Genomic DNA, 24319 nt, shown 5'->3' on the forward strand with positions numbered 1-24319 from the left:
GCCGAGACCCGCGCCGCCGCGCTGCCGCAATCCGCCGACGTCGCCGACTCCTCGTCCGAAGTCGTGACGCTGGGTGAGGGTGCGCGCAGCCAAGTCCCGACGGCCGAAACCACCGCGCCCGTGACCGATGCGCCCACGACCGACGCGCCTGTGACCGACGCGCCTGTGACCGACGCGCCCACGACCACCGCGCCTGTGACCGACGTGCCGCCCGCGACCGATGCCGCCCGCCCGGCAGGCGCCGTCGCGGACCCGGCGACGAAGACCGACCTGCGCCCGGCCGACGCGGCCGGGGCGGCTCCGGCGGGACGGCGCCGATTCCGGTGGACGCGTCGCCGGCAGGATCTCGCGGTCTTCGGCGGGTTCCTGCTCACCGCGATCTGGGTGACCAGTCAGATCTGGGTGAACCCGGCCGGGCGGGTCGCCTCGCTCTACAGCAGCGACCCGGCCCAGGTGCAGTTCTTCCTCGCCCACTCGGTACGGGTGGTGCTGCACGGTGAGTTCCCGTTCTTCACCGAGCAGTTCAACTACCCGGACGGGGTCAACCTGATGGCCAACACGGCCATCCTCGCGCTGGGCATCCCGATGGTGCCGGTGACCCTGCTGTTCGGGCCCGCCGTCACCTTCGTGCTGCTGGTGACGCTCGGCCTCGCCGGCACCGCCTCGGCCTGGTACTTCGTGCTGTCCCGGCACGTGGTGAGCAACCCGCTCGCCGCCATCGTGGGCGGCTGGTTCTGCGGCTTCTCACCGGCGATGCTGTCGCACGCCAGTTGGCATCCGAACATCATCAGTCAGTTCCTGCTGCCGTTCATCGTGTGGCGGGTCATGGTGATCACCCGATCGACCCGGCCGTACCGGGACGGCGCGCTGCTGGCCCTGCTGGTCACCGCGCAGGCGTTCATCAACGAGGAGATCCTGCTCTTCACCGCGATGGGCTGCGGGATCTTCCTGATCGCGGTGGTCGTCCAGCGGCCGGCGCTCTGGTCGGCCGCCTGGCGGCCGCTGGCCAAGGCGCTGGCGACCTGCACGGTGATCGCCGGGACGCTGCTGGCGTACCCGCTGTACATCCAGTTCGCCGGGCCGATGGCCTACCACGGTCTCAGCGACGCGGTCCGCGACTACGGCAACGACATCGCCGCGTACTTCGCCCCCGGTTCCCCGACGATCGGTGGCAACCAGCGGGCGAACGTGAACCTCGCCCCGAACTACTCCGAGGAGAACGCCTTCTTCGGGTGGAGCCTGGCGCTGATCGCGGTCGGCATTGTGCTCTGGCTCCGGCGGGAGGTGCTGGTCCGGGCGCTCGCCGCGACCGCCGCCTTCTACACCGTGCTCTCCCTCGGCGAGCGGATCTCCTGGTGGGACCGGGAGCTGATCGTCGGACCGTGGGAGTGGCTGGTCCGGCTGCCGCTGCTCGACGCGGTGGTGCCGACCCGGTTCGGCATGATCACCAGCGTGGTCGTGGCGATCCTGCTGGCCCTGGCCATCGAGCGGACCCGCACGCTGTCGCTGGACCGGCGGACCGTGCGTACGCTGACCGTCGCCGGCCTGGTGCTGGCGCTGCTGCCGATCGCGCCGATGCCGTTGCCGATGACGTCCCGTCCCCCGGTACCCAAGTTCATCACCTCCGACCGCTGGCGCGCCTACGTCGGGCCGGAGCAGACGCTCGTGCCGATCCCGGTGCCGAGCATGGGCAACACCCACGGCATGCGGTGGGCCGCCTCCACCAACCTGGACTTCAAGATCCCGGGTGGCTACTTCCTCGCTCCGCGCAACGGCAACACCGGCGACCCGGGCCGTTTCAACGGCCGCCCCAGCGGCATCGGGCGGCTGCTGGAGGACGTCGCCACGACCGGCCGGACGCCGGAGCTGGACGACCGTCAGCGCCGCCGATCCCTGGACGAGCTGCGGTCCTGGCGCGCGGCGGTCCTGGTGCTGCCGCTGCGGCAGCCGCACTCCGAGCCGCTGCGGCAGACCGTCGAGCAACTGGTCGGCCCGGCCCGTCTCGAACTGGACGTCTGGGTGTGGGACGTGCGGTCGCTGACCGACCCCCGGACCTGATGTCGGTCGGCACGACCGAGCGCGGTGGCGAGGTCGCCGCCCGCCGGCGGTGGCTCTCCGCGCGTACCCCCGACGCGCTGGTGGTGGTCGGCTACCTCGCGCTGGCGGTCTGGCTGACCAGCCGGCAGTGGGGGCGTCCGGATCGCCTCTTCCACCAGGCCGGTGACCAGATCCTCTTCGAGTGGATGCTGGCTCACGCGGCCCGCGCCGTGGTCGGGTTGGAGAACCCGCTGTGGAGCGACGCGCTCAACGCCCCCGGTGGGGTGAACCTGATGGCCAACACGTCGGTGCTCGGGTTGGGCGTCCCGCTGACCCCGGTCACGCTGCTGTTCGGCTCGCAGACGGCCTTCGGGGTGGCGGTGGTGAGCTGCCTCGCCGGTACCGCCACCGCCTGGTACGTGCTGCTGCGCCGTCGCCTGGTCGCCTCCCGGGTGGCCGCCGCCATCGGCGGGCTGATCTGCGGCTTCGCCCCCGGCATGATCGCCCAGGCGGGCTCGCACCTGCACATGGGCGCCCAGTTCCTGGTGCCGGTGATCCTGGCGTTGGTGTTCCGCCCCGAGCGAGGCGGCCGGGTGTGGCGGGACGGCGTGCTGCTCGGCCTGGCCGTGACGTACCAGGTCTTCCTCGGCGAGGAGGTGCTGCTCTTCGTGGCGCTGGCCGCCGGGGTCTTCGTCCTCGGGTACGCGTTGGCCGACCGGGCCGCCGCCCGCCGGCTGGCACCGGCCACGGCCGGCCGGATCGGGGTCGGTGCCGCGCTGTCGGTGCTGCTGCTGGCGTACCCGCTGTGGTTCCAGTTCTTCGGCCCGGGCCACTACCGGGGGATGCCGTTCCACGCACACGGCTACCAGTTGGACGCCGCGTCGTTCGCCGCCTCCGCCCGGCAGACCGTGCTCGGCGACCACCACGTGCCCACCCTGCTGGCCCCGAATCCGACCGAGGAGAACTCCTTCTTCGGGCCGGGACTGCTGGTGCTGGCCGTGATCATCACCGTCTGGTTCTGGCGTCGGCCACTGGTGCGGGCGCTGGCCGGCTGCGGGGTGGTCTTCGCCCTGCTCTCCCTGGGGGCGCGGGTACGCCTCGACGGCGCGTTCACCGACCTGCCCGGTCCGTACCGGCTGATCGCCGACCTGCCCCTGCTCGACCACGTGGTACCGGCCCGATTCTCGCTGATCTGCATACCGGTGCTGGGCATCCTGGTCGCCCTCTCCGTCGACCGGATCCGGCTGGTGCGCGACCTGGCGGGGGGCGACCCGGCGGGGGGCGACGCCGGCACCACGACGCCGGCTCCGGCCGCCCGGGAGCCGGTGCCGGTGCGGCTGCTGTGGGCCGGCGCGGTGCTCGCCGCGCTGCTGCCGCTGGCACCGACACCGATCCGCACCGTGCCGGCCTGGCCGGTTCCGGCCTTCGTCGCCGACGGCACCTGGCGGGCGTACGTGCCGTCGGGGCGGACGGTGGTGGCGGTGCCGCCGGTGACGAACGCGGGCCGCAGCCCGGCGATGTTCTGGTCGGCCCGGACCGGCCTGGCTTTCGCCGCGCCGGGCGGCTTCTTCATCGGTCCGCGCGCGCCGGACGACCCGACGGCCCGCTGGGGTGCCCCGGACCGGCCCACCTCGCTGCTGCTCCGTCGGGTGGCGGACACCGGCGAGGTGCCGCCGATCACCGACGCCGACCGGCGGCAGGCGATAGCCGACCTGCGGCACTGGCGGGCGGCCGTGGTGGTCCAGGGTGGACTGCACCATGGCGAGCCGGTGCGGCGCGCCGTCGAGGCGCTGCTCGGCCCGGCCCGGGAGATCGGCGGAGCGTTCGTCTGGGACGTACGTGCGCTGGTCGGTTGAGTCGTCCGCAGGACGCGTCCGCGCCGGCGCTGCGCGGACAGATGGCAGACTCGTCGGAGTGAGCGACGTGGCCGCATCGCCGGTGGACGGCGAGCTGGAGAGTGTCAGCCTGGTGGACCTCGCGGTCGACCGGCTGACCCGGGAACTCCTCAGCGGCCGGAGCGACCCGGGTGAACGGCTGGTCGAGGAGCAGCTGACCCGGCGGCTCGGGATCAGCCGCGCCCCGCTGCGCGAGGCGCTGCGGTTGCTGGCCCAGCGGGGGCTGGTCGAGCACGTGCCCCGGCGGGGGGTTCGGGTCGCCACCCTCTCCGATCGGGACGTGCGGGAGCTGTACGAGCTGCGCGACGTGCTGGAGCGTTTCGCGGTGCGGTCGGCGATCCCGGTGCAGCGGGAGGGCGACCTGGCGGGGCTGCGGGCGACGTTGGACCAGATGCGGGAGGCGACCCGGGCCGGCGACCGGCTGGCGGTCGCCGAGTCGCACCGGGCGTTCCACGTCGCGCTGGTGGCGCTCGCCGGCAACCGGCAGCTCTCCGCGGTGTACGACTCGATCCTGGTGAAGTTGCAGCTCTACATGGCGATCAACCTGCGTCGCGAGGCGGAGGTGGCGCAACCGCTGGACGGGGTGCACCGGCACGAGCGGCTCTTCGAGGCGGTCACCGCGGGTGACCCGGAGACGGTCCTCACGGTGCTCTCCGACCATGGGGCGCGTTCCTACCTCGGGTAGCCCCGGAGCCACCCGCACCGGTCGCCGTCATGGCGTCGTTACGTATCGCGCGGTTTCTCGAAACAGAACGGTCGACAATCGACTGTATGCCAGAGCGGATCGGATCGGTCTCGGAGCTGCGGTCGGCGTACGTGCACGGGGGACTGACCCCGACGGACCTGGTCGAGCGCGTTCTCGCCGGGCTCGACGGGCGGGCCGGCGGGCCGGTCTGGATCAGCACGGTGCCGGCCGGGGAGCTGTCGGCCCGCGCCGAGTGGCTGGCCGGCAGCGGTGACCCCGCGACGCTGCCGCTGTACGGGATCCCGTTCGCCGTCAAGGACAACATCGACGTCGCTGGCATGATCACCACGGCCGGCTGCCCCGACTTCGGGTACCGGGCGGCCGAGGACGCGCCCGTGGTCCGCCGGCTGCTCGACGCCGGCGCCCTGCTCGTCGGCAAGACCAACCTCGACCAGTTCGCCACCGGCCTGACCGGCACCCGTTCGCCGTACGGCAGCTGCGAAAGCGTTTTCGGCGGCGGCCTCATCTCCGGTGGGTCCAGCTCCGGCTCGGCGGTCGCGGTCGCCGCCGGCCAGGTCAGCTTCGCCCTGGGTACGGACACCGCCGGCTCGGGCCGGGTGCCGGCGGCGCTCAACGGCATCGTCGGCCTCAAGCCCACCCGGGGCCTGCTCAGCACCGTCGGGGTGGTGCCGGCCTGCCGTTCGCTGGACTGCGTCTCGATCTTCGCCACCGACGTCGGCGGCAGCCTCGACGTGCTGCACGCCGCTCGTGGTGTCCCGGCGAGCGACCCCTGGGGCCGTCCGCTGCCGGTGGAGCGGGTCGCACCCCGCATGCCGGGGACGCTACGCCTCGGCGTGCCCCGTACAGAAGACCTGGAGTTCTTCGGCGACGCCGGGCAGGCGGTGCGGTTCGCCGCGGGGGTCCAGCAGCTGCGTGCTCTGGTCGGCCCGGGTCGGCCGGTGCCGCTGGGCGCCTTCTTCGAGGCCGGGGACCTGCTCTACCAGGGGCCGTGGGTGGCCGAGCGGCTCGCCGGGCTGGACGGCTTCCTGCGGGAGCATCCCGAGGCCGTGGCGGCGGTCACCCGGGCCGTGCTGGAGACCGGCCGGCGCTACGACGCGATCGACGTCTTCCGGGGCCAGCACCGGCTGCGCGAGCTGCGGGCCCGGGTCGACCAGCTGTGGCAGGAGGTCGACGTGCTGGTCGTGCCCACCGTCGGCACGACGTTCACGCTGGACGAGATCGCCGAGGACCCGATCGGGCGCAACGCCATGCTCGGCCGCTACACCCAGTTCGCCAACCTGCTCGACCTGGCCGCGGTGACCGTGCCCAACGGGTTCACCGCCGCCGGCCGACCGGCGAGCCTGACCCTGGTCGGGCCGGCGTTCACCGACACCACCCTGGCTCAGCTCGCCGCCGCGTTCACCGCCACCGCCACCGCCACAGACCGCACCGCCACCGCCACCGCCGCAGACCGCACCGCCACCGCCACCGCCACCGCCGTCGACCGCGCCGACGTCGCCGCCGGACGGCCGGTCGCCCGGGTGGCGTCGGCCGCCGGACCGGCGCGGGTACTGATCGCGGTCGTCGGGCGACACCTGGCCGGCGAGTCCCGCAACGCCGAGCTGACCGACCGGGGCGCCACCCTCGCCGGTGCCGCCCGCACGGCACCCCGGTACCGGCTGTACCGGTTGGACACCCCCGACGGCGGAGGGCTGCCCGGCCTGGTCCGCCTCGCCCCGGCAGATCCGGACGGCCACGCGATCGAGGTCGAGCTGTGGCGGCTGCCGGTGACCGCCGTCGGCGAGCTGCTGGCCGGGGTGCCGGCTCCCCTCTCGCTCGGCTGGGTGCGCCTGCACGACGGGCGGGACGTGCTCGGGTTCCTCTGCGAGGCGTACGCCGCCGGCCCGGAGGCCGAGGACATCAGCGCCACCGGTGGGTGGCGGGCGTACCGCCGCGCCGCGGCGCACCGGACATGACAACTGGAGGAGGAGAGGATGGGCAGGATCGGGCCGGTAACGGCGAACCCCTACCCGTGGCCGTACGACGGCGCGGCCGACACCGCGCGGACCGCGCTGCTCTGCATCGACTGGCAGACCGACTTCTGCGGGCCGGGCGGCTACGTCGACGCGATGGGCTACGACATCGGCCTCACCCGGGCCGGCCTGCCGGCCACCGCCCGGCTGCTGGAGCACGCCCGGTCGCTCGGGATGCTGGTCGTGCACACCCGTGAGGGGCACGACCCCGACCTGTCCGACCTGCCGTCGAACAAGCGCTGGCGCTCGGCGCAGATCGGTGCCGAGATCGGCGCCGCCGGCCCGTGCGGCCGGATCCTGGTCAAGGGCGAACCGGGCTGGGAGATCGTGCCCGAGGTCGCCCCGGCCCCCGGCGAGGTCGTCGTCGACAAGCCGGGCAAGGGTGCCTTCTACGCCACCAACCTCGACCTGGTGCTGCGTACCCGGGGCATCACCCACCTGATCCTCACCGGCATCACCACCGACGTCTGCGTGCACACCACCATGCGCGAGGCGAACGACCGGGGCTACGAGTGCCTGATCCTCTCCGACTGCACCGGCGCCACCGACAAGGGAAACCACGACGCCGCCCTGCACATGGTGACCATGCAGGGCGGCGTCTTCGGCTGCGTCGCCACCTCCGACGACGTCATCGCCGCCACGACCAAGTGAGGTAACGCATGTTGACCGTTGCCGCCGCGCGGCCCTCCCCGTACACCTTCGACCCTTCGACCACCGCGTTGCTCGTCATCGACATGCAGCGCGACTTCCTGGAGCCCGGCGGTTTCGGCGAGAGCCTGGGCAACGACGTCGGCCAGCTGCGTCGGACCATCGCGCCGCTGACGGCACTGCTGGCCGGTGCCCGGGCGGCGGGACTGAGCGTGGTGCACACCCGTGAGGGGCACCTGCCCGACCTCTCCGACTGCCCACCGGCCAAGCTCAACCGGGGCCTGCCGAGCAAGCGGATCGGCGACCCCGGGCCCAAGGGCCGGATCCTCGTCCGGGGCGAGTACGGCCACGACATCGTCGACGAGCTGTCGCCACTGCCGGGCGAGCCGGTCATCGACAAGCCGGGCAAGGGCGCCTTCTACGCCACCGGGCTGGACGCCCTGCTCGCCGACCAGCAGATCCGCAGCCTGCTGGTCACCGGGGTCACCACCGAGGTGTGCGTGCACACCACGGTCCGGGAGGCCAACGACCGCGGGTACGAGTGCCTCGTGCTCGCCGACTGTGTCGGGTCCTACTTCCCGGAGTTCCAGCGGGTGGGGCTCGACATGATCGCCGCCCAGGGCGGCATCTTCGGGTGGGTCGCCGACTCCACGGACGTGCTTGCCGTGCTGCCCACCACCCCCGTGTTGCAACCCTCCTCCTGACCGGGAGCAGCCATGGTCTCCACCAAACCCTCCGTCGTGCCGCTGCCGTACTGGGTGCGCGGCGACACCAACGCGTTCTTCGGATTCGGCGTCAACGTCCTGGTCAACGTGCTCACCCTGACCGGGCTCTGCCTCTTCGTGGTGAACCTCCCCGAACGGGAGGTGTTCGGCACGATCCTGCCGGCGCTCGGCATCGCCCTGGTCGCCGGCAACATCTACTACACCCATCTGGCCCGGCGGCTGGCCCGGCGGGAGAACCGCACCGACGTGACCGCCCTGCCGTACGGGCCGAGCGTGCCGCACATGTTCATCGTCATCTTCGTCATCATGCTCCCGATCTACCTGAGCACCGGCGACGCGGTCCGGGCCTGGCAGGCGGGAATGGCGTGGGCCTTCATCATCGGCGTGATCGTGTTGATCGGCGCGTTCGTGGGCCCGTACATCCGCCGGTACACGCCGCGGGCGGCGCTGCTCGGCACCCTCGCCGGCATCTCCATCACCTTCATCTCGATGAACCCGGCCGGCCAGATGTGGCGGATGGCCTGGATCGCCCTGCCGGTGCTGGCGCTGCTGCTGATCGGCCTGCTCACCGACGTGAAGCTGCCGTTCAACTTCCCGATCGGCCTCGCCGCGCTGCTGCTCGGCACGGCGATCGGCTGGATCGGCGGAGCGATGTCGGTGCCGGACGTCACGGCGGCGGCGCGGGACATCGCGTTCGCGTTCCCCACCTTCCAGCTCGATCTGCTGTGGAGCGGGCTGTCGGACATGGCGCCACTGCTGGCCACCGCGATCCCGCTCGGTGTGTACAACTTCACCGAGGCGATGACCAACGTGGAGAGCGCGGCCACCGCCGGGGACAACTACAACCTGCGCAGCGTCCTGCTCGCCGACGGCGCCGGCGCGGTCATCGGCTCCGCCCTCGGTTCGCCGTTCCCGCCAGCGGTCTACGTCGGCCACCCGGGCTGGAAGGCCGCCGGTGGGCGTACCGGCTATTCGATGGCGACCGGGATCGTGATCGCGCTGCTCTGCTTCCTGGGGATGTTCTCCCTGCTCGGCGCGATCTTCCCGACCGCGGCGATCGTGCCGATCCTGCTCTACATCGGGCTGCTGATCGGTGCCCAGGCGTTCCAGGCGACCCCTCGGGCACACGCCGCGGCGGTGGTGGCGGCGCTGATCCCCAACATCGCGGCCTGGGCGACCGGGCAGATGAACAACGCCCTCGCGGCGGCCGGCACCACGGCGGCCGAGGTCGGCAACGAGGCCCTCGCGGGTGCCGGGGTGGTCTACGACGGCCTGCGGATCCTCGGCGAGGGCGCCATCCTCGCCGGTCTGGTGCTCGGCGCGATCGTGGCGTTCATCATCGACAAACGCTTCGTCCACGCGGCCGTCTTCGCCGCGTCGGGCGCGGTGCTCGCCTTCATCGGCCTGATCCACGGCGAGGAGGTGCAGTGGAACGCCAACGGGCAGGTGGCGCTCGGCTATCTCTTCGTGGCGGTGATCTGCGGAATCTTCGCGCTCGGCAAGTACCCGCCACGGGTACCCGATCCGGAGGAGATCGAGCTGGACCGGCTGCACGGCGCCAGCACCCCCGCGGCACCGGCCGCTGCGGCACCGGCTGCCACGGACTCGGCTGCCGGGGACTCGACTGCCACGGACTCGGCTGCCGCCGGTGGGGCGGCGGGCGGTGAGAAGCGCGAGCCGGCGGTGAGCAGTTGAGCTGAACCGCCCGGCCGGGCGGCGGTGCGGCGCGCACCAGCCGCCGTCGCCCGGCCGGGTGCTCCCACGCGCCGTCCCGCCCCCGCAGAGAGGACTCACCGCATGGAGATCGACCGGACGGACGTGGTCGCCGAGGTGACGGCGGCCTTCGGCGGTTACGAGCAGGCGCTGATGGACGGGGACGCCGACCGGATCTGCGGGTACTTCTGGGACTCCGAGGCCACGGTCCGCTTCGGCATCGCCGATCATCAGTACGGGCTCGATGAGCAGCGCAAGTGGCGGGCCGTACAGCCGCCGCTGCCACCCGGCCGCCGGCTGGTCGACACGGTGGTCAGCGCCTTCGGCGCGGATCTGGCGGTCGTCACCACCCGGTTCGGGTACCCCGGCGGCGCCGCCAGCGGCCGGCAGACCCAGACCTGGGTACGCCTGCCGGCCGGCTGGCGCATCGTGAGCGCCCACGTCTCCGAGCCGCTGCCCGACCCGGGGTCAGGCGGTTAACAGGGGGCCCCTGCTCTACCGCAGGCGTTAACCGGGGGCCCTTCCTTACACCCGGTCGCGCACGTCCCAGAGCCAGACGTCGTCGACACGCTGCGGGTCGCCGAGCAGCCCGGTCAACAGCTCCCGCAGCACGGGCTCGCGGGGATGCGCGCCGAGCACCACCACCGACGCCCGCCAGAAGCGCAGATCCTCCACCGCCTGCCGGCGGTTCTCGTCGGTCAGCTCGGGCACCGTCCCGGTGTCCATGCTGCTGTAGACGAGCGTGCTGGTGGGGCGGTTCGGCGCACCGAAGACGCCCTCGCCGTCGAGGTTGGGGCCGATGAAGTAGCCGGCCGGGATCGGGAACTCGTGCTGGGTCAGCGCGCTCCACCGCAGTGTGGACAGTCCGTGCACGTTGCTGGGGATGGGCACCGGCACCAGCGTGCGGCCCTGCGGCACGTACGGCCGCCAGGCGCCCGAGGTGATGAAGGCCGGCGGCGGGTCGACCGGCTCGGCCGGCAGCGGGGTTGGTAGCAGCGGCAGCACGGCGAGCGAGATCGCGGCGTACCCGATCACCCGCTGCCAGCGCGGCAGCCGTCCGGTGCCGGTCGCTCCCTCGGGGGCGCGGGGAGCCGGTACCGGCGGACGGCGGGTGCCGGCCACCGCGTTCCAGGCCAGCGCGAGCAGCACGCCCAGCGCGGCGGTGGTCACCAGGGTCAGCCGGGTAGGCATCATCATCTCGACCAGCGGCAGGTCCTCCGAGATGTACGACCACGGGCCGGCGATGCCGGTCAGCTCGCCGTTGAACCGGATCTCCGGGCCGAGCGAGGCCACCGAGAAGACCACCACCAGCACGGCGAGGATCCGGGCCACCAGCGACCGGCGTACCAGCAGCGCCAGGGCCACCACCGACAGCACCACCAGCGGCCAGCCGAACCAGGTGTTCTGCTCGGTCAGCCCGATCGTCGCCTCCACCGCCTCGTCGCCGGCGATCGTGTCGCGGGGGAAGGTGACGAAGGCGACGAGGTCCTCGCCCCAGCTGTGGAACACCCCGCCCTGTAGGCCACGGTAGGACTGCGGGCCGTTGAACTGGAACCAGATCGGGTAGGCGGTGATCAGCAGGGCCACCGCAGCGCCGGTGCCCAGGCCGGCGGCGAACGTCCGGGCCCGGTCCCACGCCGCGCGCGGTCTCATCGCCGCGTACGCGATCACGATGACCAGGCAGGCCAGCGCCGTCAGCAGCAGCATCTCCTCGTTGATGAAGATCTGGTACGCCACGAGCAGGCCCAGCACCAGTCCGTTGCGCCGCCAGCGGCCCGGCTCGGCCAACCGGAACACCCGCAGCACGATCAGCGGCAGCAGAAAGTTGGAGACGAAGTTGGGTTGGCCGTTGGCGTGGTGCACGATGCCGGGCGCGAACCCGAGGAACGCGCCACCGACGAAGGCCGCCGCCCGCGAGCGCACCAGGTGCCGCGACAACACCCAGTACGAGGTGCCGGCGGTCGCCGCCAGCGCGGCGCCCAGGTAGAGCGCGTACACCACCTGGGGGCCGAGCAGCATGGTGAGTGGAGCCAGTGGCAGGGTCACCCCGAGCAGCGAGGTGTTGGCCATCATGTTGACCCCGTCAGGGGCGTTCTGCTGGGCGGTGAACAGTGGGTTCTCGAGGTGACGCACCGAGTACGCACCGTGCGCGAAGAGCCACTCGAACCAGCTGTGGTCGGTGGGCAGGTGGGACGAGACGCGGTTGTTCACGTCCGCCCAGTAGTTCAGGCAGACGAGGACACCGAGCAGCACGTAGGCTCCGATGGCCAGCACGTCGGCGCGCACCGGCCCGCGTCGGGGACGTCGTGTTGTCGGTTCCGCCTCGACGGTCGCGGAGACGGGGTTCAGCGAGGGATCTACCACCGGCACAGCCACGACGGGCCATCGTACAGGCGGGTGCCGGTGCATCCGACGGACGTGACGGCCGCGCGTCGGGTGCGCGGCGGGGAGGACGAGCGTGACGTTGATCGACCTCGGTGAGCTCACCGAGCCGACCGACCCGCCAGCGACCCGCCGCCGACCCCGCCACGGCAGCCGTCGGCTGTCGGCCGCGATCGTGGCGCTGGTCGGGCTGCTGACCCTGGCCGGCGCCGCGCCGCCGGCCCGGCGGGTCCACGCGACCGTGCCCGCCGCCCTGGGTAGCGACCTGTTCCTCACCCAGGAACACGTCTTCACCGTCACACCGTTACCGCGCGTCACCGACGGCAGCCAGGAGCTGCTCGCCTATCCGCGACCCGAGCGCGCCACCGGCACCCCGCAGCGCCTCGCGCCGCTGTGGCGGGTGCCGGTGCCGATCGGCAACCGGATCTACCGGGTGCAGTCCGTCGCCGACAGCGGGGTGCTGGTCTCCATGGCCCGCGAGTCCGCCGGGACCAGCGAGACCCTGCACATCGACGCCCGCACCGGTGAGGAGCGCTGGCGGACGCCGGGGGTCGTGATCCTCGACGAGCCCGGCCGGGCGCTGGTGCGTACGTTCGGCGACGTTACGACCGACAAGCTGTGGTCGATCGACCTGGCGACCGCCCGCGATCTGTGGTCGATCCCGTTGCCGGTGGCCAGCGTCGACTACCGCCAGCGGGACGGTCTGGTGGACACCATCGTGCTCTCCGCGCTGGACGGCGAGGTGGTGGTGATCGACCCGGAGAACGGGGCGATCCGGCACCGCCTCGGCGTGCCCGACGACAATCCGGCCGGCTACCAGCAGGCGGCGGTGATCGGTGACCTGGTGGTGGTCATCCGCAACTCGAACACCGTCACCGCCTACACCGTCGAGGGACTGGTCCGACGCTGGCAGGCGACCGTGCCGACGGCCACCTACGTCACGTCCTGCGGCCCGCTGCTCTGCACCGGACTGGCCAGCGGTGGGATGACGGCCCTCGACCCGGCCAGCGGAGCGGTGCGGTGGAGCAAGGAGGGCACCGTCGACCTCCTGCTGACCGGGGAGCAGCGGGCGTTGGCGGCGATGGCGGGATCCAGCGGTGCGGTGCAGGGCCTGGTCACCTTCGACCTGACCAGCGGGGAGGTGCTGGCCGAGCACGGGCCGTGGGAGCTGGTCGCCCGGTACGAGTACGCGCCGCAGATGCTCGGGGTGCGTCAGGTGCCCGACGTGGGGCTGGTGCTGGCTCGACTCGATCCGACGCAGGAGCGGCCCCGGACGGTCGACGTGTTGGCCGGTGCCGCCGGCAGCTGCCAGAGCCGGTACGAACTCGTTGCCTGCCGACTGCACAACGGCGACTTCGGGGTGTGGCAGCTGCCGGCCTGATCCGCCGTCACCAGGCTCCCGGCCACGCCCTGCGGTGCGGTCGGCTTGGCCGGCGAGGCTACGTTGTCGGTGGTCCAGGTGGAGAAGAGGCGGGACATGCGGGTACTGGTGGTCGAGGACGAGCGCAACCTCGCCGACGCGATCGCACGCGGGCTGCGCAAGCGCGGCATGGCGGTGGATGTCGCCTACGACGGCGACAGCGGGCACGAGATGGCCTTCGTCACCCGCTACGACGTGGTGGTACTCGACCGCGACCTGCCCGGGGTGCACGGCGATCAGATCTGCGCGGAGCTGGCCACGTCCGGCACGCTGACCCGGGTGCTGATGCTGACCGCCAGCGGCACGGTCGCCGACCGGGTCGAGGGGTTGCAGCTCGGCGCGGACGACTACCTGCCGAAGCCGTTCGCCTTCGACGAGCTGGTCGCGCGGGTGCAGGCGCTCGGCCGGCGGGCCACCCCGGCGGCGCCGCCGGTGCTGGCGGTGGCCGACCTGGTGGTCGACCCGGCGCGTCGGACGGCCACCCGAGGCGGCATGCCGGTGGAGCTGACGAACAAGGAGTTCGGGGTGCTCTGCGAGCTGCTCAAGGCGCGGGGCGCGGTGGTGTCCAGCGAGGAGCTGCTGGAACGGGTCTGGGACGCCAACACCGACCCGTTCACCACCATCGTCCGGGTCACCGTGATGACCCTGCGCCGCAAGCTCGGCGACCCACCGTTGATCGAGACGGTGGTCGGCGCCGGCTACCGCACGGCCGAGGTGGTGGTGTGACCCGCCACCCGTGGCTGCCGGCCCTGCGGTTGCGTCCCACGGTACGGCGGCCCCGGCTGCGACCCACGCTGCGGCTGCGGTTGACGCTGCTCAACGGCGTGCTGCTGGTCGGTGCGGGCGCGATCCTGGTGCTGCTGGCCTGGCTGCTGGTCCGCGACGCGCTGCGCCCCACCGACGAGCTGCTGCCCGGCACCACTGTGGTGCTGGCCGACGGCAGCAGCCTGGAGGCCGCCGCCTGGCAGCAGCAACTGGTCGAGTCGGCCTCCGGTGAGCTGCTGGCCAAGGGGCTGGCCGCGCTGCTGGCGATCGGCATGGTCGGTGTGGTCGGGGCGTACGCGGTCGCCGGCCGGGCGCTGCGCCCGCTGCACCAGGTCACCGCGACCGCCCGCCGGCTCGGTGAGACCACGCTGCACCAGCGGATCTGCTACTCCGGAGCCGACGACGAGGTGGCCGAGCTGGCCGACACCTTCGACGCGATGCTGGACCGGATCGCCGCCGCCTTCGAGGCGCAGAAACGGTTCGTCGCCAACGCCTCGCACGAGCTGCGTACGCCGCTGGCGGTGATGCGTACCGAGATCGACGTGACGCTCAGCGACGACGATGCCGACACGGCCGAGTACCGCCGGATGGCGACCGTGGTGCGCGACGCCTCGGAGCGGGCCAACGGGTTGGTCGACGCGCTGCTGGTGCTGGCGCGCAGCGAGGCGCAGACGGGCCGCCGCCTGGGCCGGCGCAGCGAGTGCGACCTGGCTGCCGGGACCGTCAACGCGCTCTCCGCGGTACGCCGCGAGGTGGAGCGGATCAAGCTGGCCGTGCAGACCTCGCTGGAGCCGGCGCCGGTGGTCGGCGATCCCGGGCTGCTGGACCGACTGGCCGGCAACCTGATCGAGAACGCGGTCCGCTACAACCACCTGCACGGCCGGCTCTGGGTGCGGACCGGCTCGGACGGGCAGCGGTCCTGGCTGGTGGTCGGCAACACCGGCTTCGAGGTGGACCCGGCCGACGTACCGGGGCTGTTCGAGCCCTTCCGGCGCGGCGGCCGAGAACGGACCGGGGCCCGCGGCTCGGGCCTCGGCCTGTCCATCGTGCGGGCGGTCTGCGACGCCCACGGCGGCACGGTGACCGCCGTGGCGCAGCCCGGCGGCGGCCTGGAGGTGACGGTCGATCTGCCGGCGGCGGACGCCGCGCCGACGGTGGACGTCGCACGGTGACGCTCTGCTCGGGCTCATACGGGCAGCGCGCCCGGACTCGGCGGATCACCCATTGCTGCCGCCGGCAGGCAGCCGCAGCACCAACACGTCCATCCGCGCACCCCACGGCATAGCCCTACTGGCTCCGGGGCCAGGGTTGCCCTGCGGACGCGGCGGTGCGAAGATCCCGGGGTCAGCCCGATCAAGGAGGGGGGTGCGTCGATGATCTCAGTGATGCTGTCCGCGCCCCGCCTTGCCGGCTGACCGCTCACCCTCGCGGGGCACCCCGGTAGCGGGATTGCTGTCCCGCAACTCAGCGGACCAGGCACGTCAGTTCTGGCTGCCCCGACGTCCGCGGCCCACAGGCCGGCGGAGCCGGTGGCAATGACCAAGAGGGACACCAATGAGCGCACGGATCCACAACATCGGAATCGACTGTCACGACACGTACGCCCTGGCCGGTTTCTGGGCCCAGGTCTTCGACTGCCCCCGCCAGCCGGACGACTTCCCGGGTGACCCGGAGGCCATGCTGCTGCCCCCGGGCGGCCCGGAGGTGCTGTTCCTGGCGGTACCCGAGGGCAAGACGGTGAAGAACCGTCTGCACCTCGATCTGGAGCCCACCGACCGGACCCGGGACGAGGAGGTCCAGCGGCTGCTGGGCATCGGTGCCCGGCACGTGGCCGACCACATCGGGCCGACCGGTGCCGGCTGGGTGGTGCTCGCCGACCCGGAGGGCAACGAGTTCTGCGTACTGCGCAGCGCCGCCGAGAAGGCGGCGGCCCGGCCGGCGGCGGAGCAGGGCCAGCCCGGCTCCGGACCGGCCGTGACGGTGGGGGAGGCCCCGGCCTGATGCCCGCCGGGCCCCGGTCGCCGACGCGACCGGGGCCCGGCTCAGACCGGATACCGGCCTACTCGCGTTGCTGGATCTGGCCGCGCATGGTGACGAACTCGGCCTCGGCGTCGGCGCGGGACGAGAAGAACATCACGACCGTGCCGACGCTGCCCCGGTCCGCCCAGACGCAGATCCCGAGCGGCAGGTCCTCCGACTGGCCGTCGCCGCAACTGGCCTCGCCGCCGAGCGGACCCGGATCGACGGAGGTCATGTTGGTGAGCGCCAGCTGGGTGGACAGGCCCTTGATCGCCTCGTCCAGCTCCTGCTGCGGGTCGGACATCAGGCCGGACGCGCCCACGATCATGACGAGGTCCTCCTGGGCCGGGTCACCGTAGAACGCGCCCACCGCGCTGGTCTCGTTCTGCACAGTGGACTGGATCTCGCGGACCATGTCGTCGGCCGCCTGCTGCAACTGCGGGTCGGTGATCTTCGGTCGGCCGGCCAGGGTGTCCGGGGCGACCAGCCGGGTCCGGCTCGCGTCCACGGTCTCGGTGACCTCGTCCTTGACCGCGAACCAGACGGCCGTCGCACCGCCGGCGCAGAGCACCAGGAGCACCGCGAGGACGATCAGCACGATCTTCCCGACCCCGAACTTCTTCTTCGGTGGCGGTCCGGCGGGTCCCATACCGGCAGGCCACGGACCGGCGGGCGGCTGGCCGACGCCGGGCGGCGGGAAGGTGCCGGGCGGGGGCGGGTAGCCGCCGGGGGGTGGCGGGTAGCCGCCGGGCTGCTGCGGCGCCGACTGGTCACCCATCGACGGGTACGGGGCGGCACCCGGCGGGGGGTACGAACCAGGTGCGGCGGCCGGGGGCGGGCCGGCCGGCGGGTTCTGGTGCTCGTCCGGAGGTTGGGACATGCTGTCAGCTCCTGGGGTTCGGGTGGAACCGGTCATCGTAGCCAGCGGCCTCAATTCCCGCCGTCCGGCGCCGGACGGCGCGAGACGGTCGCGGCCGTGCCCCGCAATGCGATCGCGGTGGTCACCGGAGTCGGTGACCACCGCGACGGTGGTTCTCGGCGGCAGCCCCGCTCAGCCGGCCAGGCTGGCCGCTCCGCGTGACAGGAACCGCTGACCGGTGACCCGCTCGCTGGTGCCGGTCCGGTCCAGGTACGGCGTGACGCCGCCCAGGTGGAACGGCCAGCCGGCGCCCAGGATCATGCACAGGTCGATGTCCTGTGCCTGCGCGACGACGCCCTCGTCGAGCATCTGCCGGATCTCCTGCGCCAGCGCGTCCAGCGCGTTGCGGCGTACCTGCTCCTCGGTGAGCGGCTGGTCGCCGACGACCAGCAGCTTCGCCACCTCGGCGTTGATCTCGTCGTCGACCACGATCGGCTGGCCCGAGTCGGCGATCCGCTTGAGGTTCTCGCTGACGCCGAACCGGTCCGGGAACGCGGCGTGCAGGGTGCCGCCGACGTGGTAGGCGACGGCCGGCCCGACCAGCTGGAGCAGTGCGAGGGGGCGCATCGGCAGACCCAGCGGGTCCAGGGCGCGGTTCGCCACCTCCAGCGGGGTGCCGGCGTCGACGGCGGCGAAGACCGTGCCGAGGAAACGGGTGAGCAGTCGGTTGACCACGAACGCCGGGGCGTCCTTCACCAGCACACTCGACTTCTTCAGTTGCTTGCTGACCGCGAAGGCGGTGGCCAGGGTGGCGTCGTCGGTGCGCTCGCCCCGAACGATCTCCAGCAGCGGCAGTACCGCGACCGGGTTGAAGAAGTGGAAGCCGACCACCCGCTCCGGGTGCTCCAGCTCCGCCGCCATGTCGGTGATGGACAGCGACGAGGTGTTCGTCGCCAGCACCGCCTCCGGCTTGACGATCTTCTCCAGCTCGGCCCAGACCTGCTTCTTGACGTTGAGGTCCTCGAAGACCGCCTCGATGACGAAGTCGGCGTCCGCGAAGACACCCTTGTCGACGGAGCCGCTCACGAGGCCGTACAGCTTGGCGGCCGTGCCCTTGTCCATCCGGCCCCTGCTGACCGACTTCTCGATCTGGGCGTGCACGTAGCCGACGCCCTTGTCGACCCGGGCCTGGTCCAGGTCGGTCAGCACGACCGGCACCTGCAGGCGGCGGGCGAACAGCAGCGCCAGCTGGCTGGCCATCAGGCCGGCGCCGACGATGCCCACCTTGGTCACCGGCCGGGCCAGGCCCTTGTCCGGCGCGCCGGCCGGTCGCTTGGCCCGCCGCTGCACCAGGTCGAAGGCGTAGAGGCCGCTGCGCAGCTCCTCGGAGAAGACCAGGTCGGCCAGGGCCTCGTCCTCGGCGGCGGTGCCGGTGGCGAAGTCGGTGTCCTTCGCCGTCTCCAGCAGGTCCAGCGCCTTGTACGCGGCCGGGACCGCGCCGTGCAGCCGGGAGTCGAGGGTCTGCCGGGCGAAGTACAGCACGCCCGCCCACATGTCCTTGTCGACCTCGGGCCGGACCACGGTGACCTCGCCGCGTACCACCCCGGCGGCCCACTCCAGGGACCGCTCCAGGAAGTCGGCCGGCTCCAGCAGCACGTCCGCCATGCCCAGCTCGGCGGCCTGCTTCGGCTTGAGCATCTTGTTCTGCATCAGCGGGTTCTGGATGATCACCTGGGTGGCTGCCGGGATGCCGATCAGGTTCGGCAGCAGCTGGGTGCCGCCCCAGCCCGGGATCAGACCGAGGGAGACCTCGGGCAGGGCGAGGGCCGCAGCGCCCGCCGACAGCGTCCGGTAGTGGCAGTGCAGGGCAAGCTCCAGGCCGCCGCCCATCGCCGCGCCGTTGACGAAGGCGAAGGTCGGTACGGAGCTGTCCTTCAGCCGGGCGAAGACCCGGTGACCCAGCCGGCCGATCTCCAGCGCCTGCTCGCGGTCCGCGAGCTGCGGCAGGCCGGTGATGTCCGCGCCGACACAGAAGATGTACGGCTTGCCGGTGACCGCGATGAACGCCGGGTTGGCCGCGAGGGCGGCGTCGATCGCCTCGTCCAGGCTGGTCAGGCCGCCCGGACCGAAGGTGTTCGGCTTGGTGTGGTCGAATCCGTTGTCGAGGGTGATCAGTGCGGCGGGCCGGTCCAGCCCGGGCACGTTCACCTGGCGCAGCAGCGCCCTGGTGACGACCTCGTTCGGTGCGGTGAGGCTCACTTGTCTCCACCCTCCTGCGCGGACGCGGTCCAGTGCGGGTTCTCCCAGATCACGGTGCCGCCCATGCCGATGCCGATGCACATGGCGGTGAGGCCGTAGCGGACCTCGGGGTGCTCGGCGAACTGCCGGGCGAGTTGGGTCATCAGCCGTACGCCGGAGGAGGCGAGCGGGTGACCGATGGCGATCGCACCGCCCCACGGGTTGACCCGGGGGTCGTCGTCGGCGATGCCGAAGTGGTCGAGGAAGGCCAGCACCTGCACGGCGAACGCCTCGTTCAGCTCGAACAGACCGATGTCGTCGATGCTCAGGCCGGCGATGCGCAGCGCCTTCTCGGTCGACGGGATCGGGCCGACACCCATCACCTCGGGCTCGACGCCGACGTAGCCGTACGACACCAGGCGCATCGCGACCGGCAGGCCGAGCTCGCGGGCGGTGGCCTCGTCGGCGAGCAGGCTGGCGGTGGCGCCGTCGTTGAGGCCGGCCGCGTTGCCCGCGGTGACCTTGCCGTGCGGACGGAAGGGGGTCTTGAGCGTGGCGAGCTTCTCCAGCGAGGTGTCCCGAGGGGCCTCGTCCACTCCGGCCAGGCCCCAGCCGGTCTCCGGGTCGCGGATCGCCACCGATACCAGGTCGCCCTGGAGCTTGCCGTTGGCGTACGCCTTCGCGGTCTTCTGCTGCGAGGCCAGCGCGAACGCGTCGGTGCGCTGCTTGGTGATGTGCGGGACCCGGTCGTGCAGATTCTCCGCGGTGGAGCCCATGACCAGTGCGGACGGGTCGACCAGCTTCTCCGCGACGATGCGCGGGTTCGGGTCGACGCCCTCACCCATCGGGTGGCGGCCCATGTGCTCGACCCCACCGGCGATCGCGACGTCGTAGGCGCCCATGGCGATGCCGCTGGCGACGGTGGTCACGGCGGTCATGGCCCCGGCACACATCCGGTCGATCGAGAAGCCCGGGACGGTCTTGGGCAGGCCCGCCAGCAGCGCGGCGGTGCGGCCGATGGTGAGGCCCTGGTCACCGATCTGGGTGGTGGCGGCGATGGCGACCTCTTCGACCCGGTCCGGTGGCAGCTGCGGGTTGCGGCGCAGCAGCTCGCGGATGCAGCGGATCACCAGGTCGTCGGCGCGGGTGTGGGCGTACATGCCGCCCGCCTTGCCGAACGGGGTACGGACGCCGTCGACAAACACGACATCCCGGACTTCACGGGGCACTGTGAGCCTCCTTATCGACCACAATCCGGCCGCAGCCGGCGCCAGAGGGCCGAACGAAGGTCGCCGGCACTGGCGTTTCCCCGATGCTACTCGCCAGTAATAACCCGCGCCGCACCCCCCGCTGTGGCCCACCCCACACTCCACCCGCCCCCAGTCGGTGTTGATCAAGAAGTTTGCGTCCGCGATGCGCCGTGCGGCGGACGCAAACTTCTTGATCAACGGGGTGGTCGGGTGGGAGGGGGGGAGGGAGGGGTGGGTGGGGGTGGGGGGGGTTAGGGGGTGGGGAGGAGGGCGGTGGCCAGCTCGGGGAGGAGGAGGGTGAGCTGCCATTCGCGGGCGTTGTGGTCGCGCAGCACCTCGGCCACGGTGGCCTCGGTGATCTCCTCGGGGGGCTGCCAGGCGATGCGGCGGACGGTGTCGGGGGAGATCAGGTTCTCCGGCGGCAGGTTGTGCTCGCCGGCCACCCGCAGCACCACCTCCCGACAGCGGGCCAGGCGGGCGGCGGCAGCCGGATCCCGCTCGGCCCATCGGTGCGGCGGCGGCGGACCCTCCACGGTCGGGGCCACCGGCAACGCGTCGTCCGGCAACTGTCGCGCATCGTCCAGCGCCGTCAGCCAGGTGCGAGCCAGCCGGCGCACCGAACGACCACCGAAGCCGGGCAGGGTGAGCAGCGTCCGTTCGTCCTTCGGATCCAGTTCGGCCGCCGCGACGATGGCCGAGTCCGGCAGCACCCGCCCCGGCGCCGCGTCCCGGCGGGCCGCGATCTCGTCGCGGGCGTACCACAGGGAACGGACCCGGGCCTGGGCCCGTGCCCCGCGTACCCGGTGGATGCCGGAGGTGCGCCGCCACGGCTCGGCCCGCACCCGGGGCGGCCGGGCACCGGTACGCACCAGTGCGGCGAACTCCTCCGCCGCCCACTCGGACTTGCCCTGCCGGGTCAGCTCCGCGTCGAGTGCGTCCCGCAGATCGGTGAGCATCTCCACGTCCAGTGCGGCGTAGGTCAGCCAGGACTCGGGCAACGGCCGGCTCGACCAGTCCGCCGCCGAGTGGTGCTTCTCCAGGCTGAAACCGAGCAGCTGCTCGGTGAGCGCGGCCAGCCCCACCCGTTCGAAGCCGGCCAGCCGGGCGGCCAGTTCCGTGTCGAAGAGCCGGCGCGGGCGCAGCCCGAGCTCGGCGAGGCAGGGCAGGTCCTGGTTGGCCGCGTGCAGCACCCACTCCACCTCGGCGATCGCGGCGTCCAGGGCGGTCAGGTCGGGTAGCGGCAACGGGTCGATCAAGGCGGTGCCGGCGCCGGCGCGCCGCAACTGTACGAGATACGCGCGCTGGCTGTAGCGGTAGCCGGAGGCGCGTTCGGCGTCCAGGGCCACCGGTCCGGTGCCGGCCGCGAAACGGGCCACCACCTCGGCGAGCTGTTCCGGGTCGGCAACGGGCTCGGGGGTGCCCTCGCGGGGCGCGGTCAGCGGCACGGCGGCGCCGCTGGTGGGCTCGGTCCCCGCGTCCGACGGCTCCGGCCGGGCCGACGGCGGGTGCTGCGTGTCGTTTCCCGTACGGCTTGCGGCGGCCCGACGGTGCTGGGGTGGTTCGTCGGTCACCTGACAACCCTAGTGCGCGAAACGATCGTGCGACGCGCACCCGCCGCGTGTCGGCCGGGTCCCCGTGCCGCCGGGTCCGCCGTGCCGCCGGGTCGGTCAGGTCCGCCGGGCTCAGCCGGTGGTGGCGGGGCGGCGCTCCGGTAGGGCGGTGACGCCCGGCGGCGGCAGGCCGGCGGTGGAGGCGAGCAGGGTGCACCAGGCGTGCAGATGCGCGCTGAGGTCGACGCCGGTCGGGGTCCACGAGGCGCGGATCTCGACGTCGCCCGCCGCGGGCGGGCCGGCCAGGTCACCGAAGCGGGTAGACATCGTCTGCGTGATCGTCCCGCCGATGGCCCGATACCCCGCCGCCTGGGCGTCGAGAGCGTCGGTGAGCCAGGTCCAGCCCACCGCGGGCAGCAGCGGGTCGGCGGCGAGGTCGACCTCCAGCTCGGCGGTCACGTAGGTGACCAGCCGCAGCGTGCCCTGCCAGCCCTCGTGCCCAGCCGGGTCGTGCAACAGGATCAGCCGCCCGGTCGCCACCTCGTCGTCGTCACGCAGCACCGAGGCGGATAGCGCGAAGGAGTACGGCGCCAGCCGTTGCGGCGCGCCCACCTCCTCGAGCAGGATCTCCGGCCGCGGCGCCGCCGACCGGAGCCCGACGACCGCGCGGGCGAAGGTGTCCGGAAGCGCGATCGGGGGGGCCATGTCCGCAGCCTATTCCGCCGTCCGGTTCCTGGCCGTGACGGCGCGCCGACGATCACCGAGCCACCCCGCTGCGGCAACTCAAGCGCCGGCGCGTACCACCGTCGAGCTCCAGGACCGGTGGTAGGTCAGGTCGGTGGACCGAAACAGGGCCCGCCGTCGGCTCCACCCACGCAGAATTCACCGGCCGTGATGAGCCCGCCCGCGCACTCCTCAGGCGGTAGCACCCAACGGTCCGTCACAAAGGTGGCGGTGGGCACGGGGCGGCCGCCGGGCGCGTGGCACGATGGCCGCGATGACCACCGACACCACGGGCACCGCCGCCCCAGACGACGAACCCCGCCCCGGCGGGCCGGCCGACTCGCCCTTCGTGCGGGCGTGCCGCCGCCGCCCCGTCCCGCACACCCCGGTCTGGTTCATGCGACAGGCCGGCCGCTCGCTGCCGGAGTACCGGGAGATCCGGGCCAACGTGGCGATGCTGGAATCCTGCCGCCGGCCCGACCTGGTCACCGAGATCACCCTCCAGCCGGTACGCCGGCACGGGGTGGACGCGGCGATCCTGTTCAGCGACATCGTGGTGCCGGTCGCCGCGGCCGGTGTGGAGCTGGACATCGTGCCCGGAACCGGACCGGTGGTGGCCGAACCGGTGCGTACCGCCGCCGATGTCGAGCGGATCCGGCCGATCGGCCGCGACGACGTCGGGTACGTCGACGAGGCCGTCCGGATGCTGGTCAGCCAGTTGGGCGACACCCCGCTGATCGGGTTCGCCGGCGCGCCGTTCACGCTGGCCAGCTACCTGGTCGAGGGCGGCCCGTCGCGTACCCACGTGAAGACCAAGGCGCTGATGTACGGCGAGCCGGAGCTGTGGCACGCCCTGGCCGGCCGGCTCGCCGAGGTGACCCTGGCGTTCCTGCGGGTGCAGATCGAGGCCGGAGTCTCCGCGGTGCAGCTCTTCGACTCGTGGGCCGGTGCGCTCTCCGAGGCCGACTACCGCCGCTTCGTGCTGCCCCACTCGACGGCCGTACTCTCCGGGCTCGCCGACGCGGGCGTGCCCCGGATCCACTTCGGGGTGGGCACCGGCGAGTTGCTCGGCGCGATGGGTGAGGCCGGCGCCGACGTGGTCGGCGTCGACTGGCGTACCCCGCTGGACGTGGCGACCGGCCGGATCGGGCCGGACCGCGCCGTGCAGGGCAACCTCGACCCGTGCCTGCTGTTCGCCCCGTGGCCGGTGGTGGAGGCCGAGGTCCGCCGCATCGTGGAGCAGGGCCGGGCCGCGCCGGGGCATGTGTTCAACCTGGGTCACGGCGTGCTGCCGGAGACCGACCCGGAGGTGCTGACCCGGGTGGTCGCGCTGGTGCACGAGCTGTCCGCTCGACCGGCCGACCAGGGCTGAGGGCC

At 72.8% G+C, this 24319-nt stretch carries 19 protein-coding genes; 13 read left to right on the forward strand and 6 right to left on the reverse strand.

Annotated elements, in window-relative coordinates; translation table 11 throughout:
• Positions 1-270 precede the first annotated feature (270 nt).
• The 8 genes from BMY89_RS01925 (at position 271) to BMY89_RS01960 (ending at position 10216) form a co-directional block, all read left to right on the forward strand.
• Positions 271-2058, forward strand: a complete 1788-nt coding sequence (locus BMY89_RS01925) for a DUF6311 domain-containing protein (protein WP_092375368.1) — start codon at positions 271-273, stop codon at positions 2056-2058.
• Positions 2058-3893 carry a DUF6311 domain-containing protein gene (locus BMY89_RS01930; protein WP_232521003.1) on the forward strand — a complete coding sequence of 612 codons (1836 nt, stop codon included), beginning with the start codon at positions 2058-2060 and terminating at the stop codon, positions 3891-3893. Before BMY89_RS01925 ends, BMY89_RS01930 begins: the two co-directional genes overlap by 1 nt.
• A gap of 58 nt (positions 3894-3951) precedes the next feature.
• Positions 3952-4617: a GntR family transcriptional regulator gene (locus tag BMY89_RS01935; protein ID WP_092373930.1), complete on the forward strand. Its 666-nt coding sequence runs from the start codon at positions 3952-3954 to the stop codon at positions 4615-4617.
• 86 nt (positions 4618-4703) lie between these two features.
• A complete protein-coding gene (atzF, locus tag BMY89_RS01940) occupies positions 4704-6593 on the forward strand; it encodes an allophanate hydrolase (protein WP_092373932.1) in 1890 nt (629 codons plus the stop codon).
• An 18-nt stretch (positions 6594-6611) separates the two neighbouring features.
• The gene (gene biuH / locus BMY89_RS01945) at positions 6612-7301 is read left to right on the forward strand and encodes a biuret amidohydrolase (protein WP_092373934.1); all 690 of its coding nucleotides are present in this window, start codon (positions 6612-6614) and stop codon (positions 7299-7301) included.
• Between the two features lie 8 nt (positions 7302-7309).
• Positions 7310-8002: a cysteine hydrolase family protein gene (locus BMY89_RS01950; protein ID WP_092373936.1), complete on the forward strand. Its 693-nt coding sequence runs from the start codon at positions 7310-7312 to the stop codon at positions 8000-8002.
• Positions 8003-8014: 12 nt separating this feature from the next.
• Positions 8015-9718: a regulator gene (locus BMY89_RS01955; RefSeq protein WP_092373938.1), complete on the forward strand. Its 1704-nt coding sequence runs from the start codon at positions 8015-8017 to the stop codon at positions 9716-9718.
• Positions 9719-9820: 102 nt separating this feature from the next.
• A complete protein-coding gene (locus tag BMY89_RS01960; protein ID WP_092373940.1) occupies positions 9821-10216 on the forward strand; it encodes an AtzH-like domain-containing protein in 396 nt (131 codons plus the stop codon).
• Between the two features lie 45 nt (positions 10217-10261).
• On the opposite strand, the gene BMY89_RS01965 is transcribed toward BMY89_RS01960, so the two are convergent.
• The gene (locus BMY89_RS01965; RefSeq protein WP_307818768.1) at positions 10262-12145 is read right to left on the reverse strand and encodes a DUF6311 domain-containing protein; all 1884 of its coding nucleotides are present in this window, start codon (positions 12143-12145) and stop codon (positions 10262-10264) included.
• Positions 12146-12194: 49 nt separating this feature from the next.
• Here BMY89_RS01965 and BMY89_RS01970 point away from each other — a divergent pair, with 49 nt between their 5' ends.
• The 4 genes from BMY89_RS01970 to BMY89_RS01985 all read left to right on the forward strand — a co-directional run bounded on the left by BMY89_RS01970 (position 12195) and on the right by BMY89_RS01985 (position 16304).
• Positions 12195-13499: an outer membrane protein assembly factor BamB family protein gene (locus tag BMY89_RS01970; RefSeq protein WP_092373944.1), complete on the forward strand. Its 1305-nt coding sequence runs from the start codon at positions 12195-12197 to the stop codon at positions 13497-13499.
• A 96-nt stretch (positions 13500-13595) separates the two neighbouring features.
• On the forward strand, positions 13596-14264 hold the full coding sequence (locus BMY89_RS01975; RefSeq protein WP_092373946.1) for a response regulator transcription factor: 669 nt from the start codon (positions 13596-13598) through the stop codon (positions 14262-14264).
• Between the two features lie 29 nt (positions 14265-14293).
• A complete protein-coding gene (locus tag BMY89_RS01980; RefSeq protein ID WP_092375377.1) occupies positions 14294-15475 on the forward strand; it encodes a sensor histidine kinase in 1182 nt (393 codons plus the stop codon).
• A gap of 382 nt (positions 15476-15857) precedes the next feature.
• Positions 15858-16304 carry a VOC family protein gene (locus tag BMY89_RS01985; RefSeq protein ID WP_092373948.1) on the forward strand — a complete coding sequence of 149 codons (447 nt, stop codon included), beginning with the start codon at positions 15858-15860 and terminating at the stop codon, positions 16302-16304.
• A 58-nt stretch (positions 16305-16362) separates the two neighbouring features.
• Here the strand turns inward: BMY89_RS01985 and BMY89_RS01990 are convergent, their stop codons facing one another.
• The 5 genes from BMY89_RS01990 to BMY89_RS02010 form a co-directional block, all read right to left on the reverse strand.
• Positions 16363-17202: a hypothetical protein gene (locus tag BMY89_RS01990; protein ID WP_232521004.1), complete on the reverse strand. Its 840-nt coding sequence runs from the start codon at positions 17200-17202 to the stop codon at positions 16363-16365.
• A 171-nt stretch (positions 17203-17373) separates the two neighbouring features.
• Positions 17374-19440 carry a 3-hydroxyacyl-CoA dehydrogenase NAD-binding domain-containing protein gene (locus BMY89_RS01995; RefSeq protein ID WP_092373950.1) on the reverse strand — a complete coding sequence of 689 codons (2067 nt, stop codon included), beginning with the start codon at positions 19438-19440 and terminating at the stop codon, positions 17374-17376.
• A complete protein-coding gene (locus BMY89_RS02000; RefSeq protein ID WP_092373952.1) occupies positions 19437-20648 on the reverse strand; it encodes a thiolase family protein in 1212 nt (403 codons plus the stop codon). Before BMY89_RS02000 ends, BMY89_RS01995 begins: the two co-directional genes overlap by 4 nt.
• Before the next feature lie 272 nt (positions 20649-20920).
• Positions 20921-22240, reverse strand: a complete 1320-nt coding sequence (locus BMY89_RS02005) for a ribonuclease D (protein ID WP_092373954.1) — start codon at positions 22238-22240, stop codon at positions 20921-20923.
• Positions 22241-22351: 111 nt separating this feature from the next.
• The gene (locus tag BMY89_RS02010; RefSeq protein WP_092373956.1) at positions 22352-22924 is read right to left on the reverse strand and encodes a DUF3000 domain-containing protein; all 573 of its coding nucleotides are present in this window, start codon (positions 22922-22924) and stop codon (positions 22352-22354) included.
• 292 nt (positions 22925-23216) lie between these two features.
• Between BMY89_RS02010 and hemE the strand changes: the two genes are divergently transcribed.
• The gene (gene hemE / locus BMY89_RS02015; protein WP_092375383.1) at positions 23217-24314 is read left to right on the forward strand and encodes a uroporphyrinogen decarboxylase; all 1098 of its coding nucleotides are present in this window, start codon (positions 23217-23219) and stop codon (positions 24312-24314) included.
• Positions 24315-24319 lie beyond the last annotated feature (5 nt).

The organism is Micromonospora phaseoli (assembly GCF_900109115.1).
Lineage (GTDB): Bacteria > Actinomycetota > Actinomycetes > Mycobacteriales > Micromonosporaceae > Micromonospora > Micromonospora phaseoli.

Coding starts and splice junctions, on each gene's coding strand:
- BMY89_RS01930 (WP_232521003.1), top strand. CDS start 2,058: ATGTCGGTCGGCACGACCGAGCGCGGTGGCGAGGTCGCCGCCCGCCGG.
- atzF (WP_092373932.1), top strand. CDS start 4,704: ATGCCAGAGCGGATCGGATCGGTCTCGGAGCTGCGGTCGGCGTACGTG.
- biuH (WP_092373934.1), top strand. CDS start 6,612: ATGGGCAGGATCGGGCCGGTAACGGCGAACCCCTACCCGTGGCCGTAC.
- BMY89_RS01950 (WP_092373936.1), top strand. CDS start 7,310: ATGTTGACCGTTGCCGCCGCGCGGCCCTCCCCGTACACCTTCGACCCT.
- BMY89_RS01955 (WP_092373938.1), top strand. CDS start 8,015: ATGGTCTCCACCAAACCCTCCGTCGTGCCGCTGCCGTACTGGGTGCGC.
- BMY89_RS01960 (WP_092373940.1), top strand. CDS start 9,821: ATGGAGATCGACCGGACGGACGTGGTCGCCGAGGTGACGGCGGCCTTC.
- BMY89_RS01965 (WP_307818768.1), bottom strand. CDS start 12,145: ATGCACCGGCACCCGCCTGTACGATGGCCCGTCGTGGCTGTGCCGGTG.
- BMY89_RS01975 (WP_092373946.1), top strand. CDS start 13,596: ATGCGGGTACTGGTGGTCGAGGACGAGCGCAACCTCGCCGACGCGATC.
- BMY89_RS01985 (WP_092373948.1), top strand. CDS start 15,858: ATGAGCGCACGGATCCACAACATCGGAATCGACTGTCACGACACGTAC.
- BMY89_RS01990 (WP_232521004.1), bottom strand. CDS start 17,202: ATGTCCCAACCTCCGGACGAGCACCAGAACCCGCCGGCCGGCCCGCCC.
- BMY89_RS02010 (WP_092373956.1), bottom strand. CDS start 22,924: ATGGCCCCCCCGATCGCGCTTCCGGACACCTTCGCCCGCGCGGTCGTC.
- hemE (WP_092375383.1), top strand. CDS start 23,217: ATGACCACCGACACCACGGGCACCGCCGCCCCAGACGACGAACCCCGC.